This window comes from Candidatus Thermoplasmatota archaeon (assembly GCA_030018475.1).
Lineage (GTDB): Archaea > Thermoplasmatota > JASEFT01 > JASEFT01 > JASEFT01 > JASEFT01.
Window position 1 is genome coordinate 1 of record JASEFT010000063.1, and the last position, 7,556, is coordinate 7,556.

Here is a 7,556-nt window from a genome sequence, read left to right on the forward strand (position 1 = left end):
CTCTTGCGGCTATTCTTAGCCGCCCCATTCCCCTCTAACATAATAATCTAAATGTAGGATGGGCTTAAAAAACTAACTTTGAGCTTGTCGTTGGTGGGTTTATATATTCAAAACGCGATAGTTATAACATATGACAGTAGCTCTACATATATTTTCTTATTCTCGGATGACATGCAAGCTAATACTTCCGCTAAGGTAGCTTTCTCTCTCCGTGCTCTTCCTGAAACTATCATCCTACACCTCACCAGGGTATACTTTGTCAATGCTCATATATAGTATTTGTGGGACAAGCACCGAAGAATGTTATCTCAGCAACTTTTCAACCTCTTTACTCACAGGTATAACTTTAGCTAAGTCTCCATCCCAATCCACTAATACTTGTTCGTACTTGCGCTCGATTTCAGCTATTACTTTTGTAATTTCCCTTTTTACAAGCTCTACACCTCTCTTGCCAACGAGCACAGCTGCAATAATTATGTATTTCCCGCCACCTATTATAAACTTCAGCTCACCAAACTTCATCTCTTCAAGCATTCCGGGTTCTCCTTTGAAAACATCTTTTACGAAACCGCTTACCGCGGTAAGCATCCCAGCCAAAATATCCTCATCTCGATAAGGTCTTAACCTCCTCGTGAAATGTTTGATAAGCCTACCGTCCTCATATAGTAAGAAAATTTCATCGATTTTAGCAGTTTTTCTTATAACTTTTAAAACAACTGCCGGCAACATGCAAGCTATTATGGTTGCAATAATTCCAAATATAACTAAATACCAGGGGAATGGCGGAGGCGGTGTTATTACCCTCGTGGTTAGTTCTGCTTTGTAAACAGCCCGTGGGTCTTTTCTAGATTTAGCTACAAATTTAAAACTCGTATCTCCTGTAGGTTGCTTACTAGTTTTAATTATCAAGTCTATTTGCAAACTTTCTCCGACATCAAGTGTAATATTGTCTATTTCTTCGCGTTGGTAAATTATAGAGTAGCTCCAATCCGATGGTAAGTCTTCAATTTCAAGGTTATAAGTATCTTCAATCAACCCGATATTCTCTATAATTATCGTATAGGATACTTCACCCTCAGCCTCTGTTGCAAGCAAACTTTCTAACGGCTGTAACATAAGGGCCGTTTTATAATATACCGTAATATTTCTAAATAGCTCGTTATTCTCAGTTTTTTCTTTGAAAACCAAGGTGGTATTTAAAAAAACCCTTATCGTATAGTTATCAACTCCTGCAACCCAACACATAGAGATATCATCAATTATTTGTCCCCCTGTTATGCTTTGGACTTCTCTTTTTCCAATTAATGTCCCATTGAAAATTCCATCTTCAAAGTTACCTATCCAGAACTCTACCCAAAAGGAGGTTACGATATCGCCACCTTGGTTCTTTATTTTAGCAATTATTGTGACATTATCATCTTCGAATATATAAGAAGGTTCGATTACTCCATCTACTGATAGACCAATACTTAAGGGTAAGACATCTGGAAAACTTACAACCTTTAAAATATTATATGCAAGATTATTATCTTTTCTTATCTCGGATAGGGTATTATAGGGGTCTACGCGTACGTAAACACCAAATTCCTCAACTACTGAGAATCTATAAGTTATAGAGAGTTGTGATTTTCCTCCTTTTTTAACAAGCCCTATAGTCCGACTCCCAAGAAGCATTGATTTAGGAGTTCCAGGATAGTACTGATAAAATTCTACCAAAATGTTTTCCGCGTCACTTTCTCCGATATTATGCACAGTAGCATTAATTATCACTTCTGCACCAATAGCTACAATGCTTCCAGGATAGAAAGAAATATCTTCGGTATCGATACAAAGGTCTGGAAGTTTAACTGTAAAGCACCATGCTTGAGACCAAAAGCTTTCATCACCGTTTCTAATCATTTTTACTCGCCAGTAATAAGTAGTATTATGTGTCAAATTAGAAATTAGAAATTGAGTATTATTCACTTCAAATTTCTTAGGGCTCTCAAAACCTATGCTCTCGTCATACTCTACAATATAGCTATATATCCCGAAATCTGTCGTGTTCCTTTCCCATACTAATAGCGTAGTGTTAGAGCTTATTATACTATAGTTATCCGGGCTCTGCAGCTTTGGGGCTCTGTCCAGCACCATTTGTCCCGCCACGTAATTTTCATTCCCAGCATAATCTCTAACTTTAAAATAAATAGTTTTCGTACCATCTTGGGTATTTCCTGGCTGTAACTTGTAGGTATATGACTGAGAATAATTTATCCACCCATTAGCTACCCAATCTCCATTTATCCAAACACCCCAATTTATTCCGTCTTCGCTAAAACACATTTTATAAATACCAGAACCAGCTACTGGGTATCCGGGATCGAGTGCAGACAAAGTAAGCTTTACCGAAGTTGAATTTGTACGTTCTAACATGCTCAAGTCAAGGTTTGTAGGCTTTTCCCTGTCTAAGAATATTGTAGCGGTGGTAAGCGCATAATTGCCTGCTTTGTCCCTAACTTTGAAATAAACTGTTTTGCTACCGTCTTCGTCTTCAATATCCCTTATTAAATCCCAGCCTAAGGTTGCTGGGAACTTAGTGTAATTATACTCGAGCCACAAAGCACCGTTGTTGGAGATGTAAAATTTATCTATTCCTGAGACGAACTTTGTCACTGAGAAATCCTCTACAGCATTGAGATCAAGAGTGGCGCTTGTCGAGTTAGTGTAAAGCACACCGCCATTTACCGTTATATTTAGGTTTGTTGGCGGGAGTAGATCTACAAGTATAAGTATAGCGGCTGCACCTCCATGCTCTTTGGTAGCATCGTTAATAGCTCTTATGGAAAGTATATGGTAGCCAGGAATTAGGTTGTAAAATGTAAAAGAAGTTGTGCTTTTTTCTGCTTTAATATCCCATTCTTGTGAGGACTCGTTCCATAACTCAAACCACGCTACAAGTTGTGGCTCTGTGATTATTTCCCAATTAATTGTAAATTGAGTTACATTGATGATTTGCGATGGTTCTATAATACTTACCAAAGGCGGCTTCTTGTTTACAAGTATAGTTGCGCTAATTGCAGAAGTTCTATAGGTCTTGCTGTTTAAGCAACGCAGCAAAACTGTCCTGTTTTCTGCACTGCCTATAGGAATTTCTGGAGCTAATCGCCACTCTAGGAAGGTAGTATAATTTATCCATAAGCTCGGCTCGGGATAAGTGGTATTCCACACTTTAATCATATCTGCATTTTCTGCATAGATTGTCAGGTAAACATCTTCTGTACTAGTTTCGTTCATACCCCCGTTTATTAATAAAATTAGATTTTTCGGCGCGGCTGTATCGATAGTAAAAGTGAGGGTTAATGACCAAGCGCCTAGGTTACTGGCATTATCTACCGCTATAACTCGCCAATAATAGATGCCGTCTGTTAGATTTTGAGTTGTAAAATTTGCAAAAACATCATACGCACACTTCAGCTGAAAATTTATATCGTAAATCTCTATTTTATATTTAGCAAGTCCTGAGCCTGGAAGTGGATCTGTGACAGGTTCCCAGATAAATGTTATTTCGTTATATGTTATTGTAGTATTATTTGACGGGAAAATAAGACTTGGAGTCGATGGTGCTCTGGTATCCTTTCTGAACAAAAACCCAGAGCTACCTGCTGTATAGTTATGTGTTAAAACATTGCCTGCACAATCAGCGACCCTAAGACTAATTTGATTTTCACCTTCCGCTAAAATATCCCAGTCGATCAACCAGTTAGAAGTATAGTCTGAAGCCCTGTCAGAGGTGAATATGTCTCTCCAAGCGCCCGTACCGATCCTATACTGCGCATAATCGAGCGGCGAGTTTGCTACCCAGCCGAAATCAATGTCGATAACATCGCCAGGATTGCTTTTATACCAACTTGTTGCTAAACCTGCGGATGGGTAATTATAGTAAATTATGGGGGGCGTCGTATCTAGAATTATTTCGTCGAAAGATGCAGAAATATTAATACCTCCAACTTTCCAGCATTCTATATAAACTCTTTTACTACCCTCAATAGAATTTCCGCCATAGTTAAGATCCGCAAGATCCCATGGGTAGTCTTCTTTATAATCTATCGGCACGGTCCAATTAATCTTATTATTACTAAACCTCATTTTGAACCTCACACCAGCTTCTGGTGTAATATTTATAGTAAGCTGTACAATGTTGGAATTGGTGTAAGGTTGGTTGTTATTTATATAGAATATCTTTATCGTCGGCGCACCTGTGGCTATATAAAATTTGATAATCTCAGACCAATTCGCGTTACCAGCCTTATCCACAGACTTTACCTTCCAATAGTAAGTACCATCTGAAAAACTACTTTCAGGCGTAGAGGTATTTGTAGTAGTGTTCTTTTCATATACCACGTACGTGAAAGTGCTTGTATTAGAAACCTGAATATTGTAGTAAGCCAGCCCAGAGAGTTCATCACTTACAGTCGTCCAGTTAAATATTGGAATGTTGCCTTCAACAGTTACCTCAGAAGGATAGGGGTTAAGAGGCTCGGGTGCAGGAGGCGGTGTTTTATCATAAGTAATATTCACACTTATCCCCTCTTGGGAATTACTTGCGTTATCTATGGCTTGAATATAGACTGTATAATTCGCTTCATTCGGTGGGTAAAAAGGATAATCCCACCAAGTGTAGTTTGTAGCAAGATTTGTATCAATCCAGTCTTTGTAAGTTGTATTATTGTCTTTCCAGACGATTTTTATCTTAACCACGTTTATACCCGATTTTTCATCTGAACAGTTACCTTCTATTTTAATAGGCGTTGCATTTGTAGCATAGCCCTCTTCCGGGACTAATATATAGGATAAAGGTTTAATGGTGTCTCTTGTTGTATAAGTTGCGCTTCTATTTTCATTATTTGCGCGATCATAAACGATGACTCTGAAATACATTAGAGAGCCTTCTGGTATTTTTGAAATATCCCAAACAGCAGATGTATAAGTTACTCCCACAAGCCAATCTTGCCAATCTCCTGGAGTTGTAGCGTTTTGGATAGTATAATATTTTAAGCCTGAGAGTGCATCGCTCCCAGACCAAGAAACTGTAAAATTTGAGTTTGAATACTTAGGTAGAGGCACAATTGACGCACTAGGGTTTGTAACATCATAAGTTATATTTCTCGTTATCCTAACCTGATGATTGGTCGCATTATCTACGGCCTTAATATGGATAGTATAATTCGCTTCGCTTGGCGGGTAAAAGATATAACTCCACCAAGTATAATTAGCAGCAAGATTTGTGCTTGTCCAATCTAAGTAAATTGTGCCGTTATCCTTCCAGGTAATTTTTATCTCTACTCTATTGATACCTGATTTTTCATCTGAACAGTTACCTTCTATTTCAATAGGCGATTCATTTGTAGCATACCCTTCTTCAGGAATCAATATATTCGAAATTGGTTTGATTGTATCTTTGATAGTATAAGTTGTAGAAGTATTAGTGTTAAGTGCGTTATCGTAAACGATGACTTTAAAGTAAACTATACAGCCTTCAGTTGTATTTGAAATTAGCCACAAGCCGGAGGTTGCAGCTGTTTCTACAAACCCGGGCCAATCCAGCCAAGAGGTAGTATTGTTCTCGCTATACCGCACAGTATAATATTTCAATCCTGAAAGTGCATCGCTGCCAGACCATGAGACCGTAAAATCTGAATTTGAATATTTAGGTAATCCCACAATTAAAGCGCTAGGCTTCGTGATGTCGTAAGTAATATTTGTAGTTATCGCAATTTGATAATTACTCGCGTTATCTACAGCTCTAATCCAGATAGTAAAATTAGCCTCGTTTGGGGGCAAAAAAGAATAATCCCACCACGTGTAATTGGTAGCAAGATTTGTGTTAGTCCAATCTAAATAGACAGTCCCATTATCCTTCCAAACAATTTTTATTTCCGTTCTGTTTATACCAGACCGCACGGTACCTGTATCTGAACAAGTGCCATTGAGCCAAATTGCCGTTGTATTATAATACGCGGGGTCTGCCGAAGGTGTTTGGATAGTTGAGCTTGGCAAACTTGTATCTATCTTGATAATATAATATCCACTCCAATCGCCCCACTCATAGCTATCACTCGTTTTTACGCGCCAGTACCAAATACCATCTGCTAAAGTCAATGATTTGTATTTGTTAGAAGATGTTTCATTTGCAGTGTAGTTGATTACAGAAAAATCGCTACTGTTGCTTATAGTGATATTAAAAGCATACTGAGGACTGCCTTCTGCATCGCTGTACGACCATGTAAAATTGATTGTTGCGCTATTGTTCCATGTGTCGTTTCCGGGTGATACAAGTGTTGTTGTGGGTAATGTGTTCATATGAAACATCATCTTAGCCCAGTCGCCCCAGAGGCCATGATTATCTTGTGTTTTAACTTTTAAATAGTAGTCTATACCATCAATTAAATCTAAGGCAGTCATTCCACCACCAGGTTCTCCATAAGTTACTATTGTAGCAGTACTAGTTACGTTCTTAAACCACATTAATACATTATCAGAAATTCTCACTACGGAAAGATTGTATGCTTGCTGAGTATCTCCAGCATCAGGATCGCTGAAAGTCCAATTTAGCTTAGGGGTATGGTTTGTAATATTTAGCGATTCTGGCGTGCCCTCTGCAAAACCTTCAACCCCTAAATTTACAGGCGGATTTGGAGGACGTGAATAGGTAATCTCAAGATAAGGTGCATCCCGAGAATCTCCTGTAGCGAATGTGTAGAGCCGGGATATCTCAGGGTTTCCTGGGTTTGCTTGTTGAATAAGATCTTCACCATTTGATTGCCTTAAACGAAGATGCGTATACGGCCTTGAGTTTTGTAAATCGTCTCGTACATAAGATTCTAAACGGGAGACTTTGAGCCAACCTGGTAGCGTAGAAGGTGTGGCTAAAGTAGCGATATTTGGGGTAAGGTTAGCAATCTGGTAATCGCTATTATCAAGTGGTGTGTAATTACCTATATGGTCTATAATACAATCGCCAACCTCGTCTAGAGTAGCTGTATTGTTAGTTAAATTTATGTATAGGACAGCACTCAGAACTATCGCGTTTTCTGGGATAGCGTTTAATGGAAATGCTAAAAAGGATCTGTTTCTAAAATTATATGCGCTACCCCGGAACCAAAACGAATATTCACCTACATACATCAGGAGTGATGTGGAATTATTCCAGTCACCACTACCATCTGGATTTGGATCAGGTGAATCAGAAGATGAAACAGAACATACATAACCATCATAGGTTGCATTACTGTATGTTACGCTTACATCTTTAACATTCGTGAGCTCGCTCAAGGGTTTGCTTTCAGATAAGTTTACACTAATTATGGCAGAAACTACTAATGCAAAGAAAAAGCACGCAAATATTAATATAGACACCACTGGGGTGCTAATTTTGTAGCTCATCACTCTATGCAAATTTTAATGTTGTTTCGAATATAAAAAGCTGACGCTCGGTTTTTAAATTTTTCTGCAACAGTTCGTAACGTGGTTTAAGCATCAAAATGTTTCCGAGACTGTATTTTAGCTAATCCTAAGCT

The 7,556-nt window shown here is 38.4% G+C and carries 1 protein-coding gene; it reads right to left on the bottom strand.

What is annotated here, in order from left to right; genetic code table 11:
* Nucleotides 1-303 precede the first annotated feature (303 nt).
* Entirely contained in the window at nt 304-7,311 is a 7,008-nt protein-coding gene (locus QMD21_06940) for a CARDB domain-containing protein (protein ID MDI6856495.1), read from the bottom strand.
* Nucleotides 7,312-7,556 lie beyond the last annotated feature (245 nt).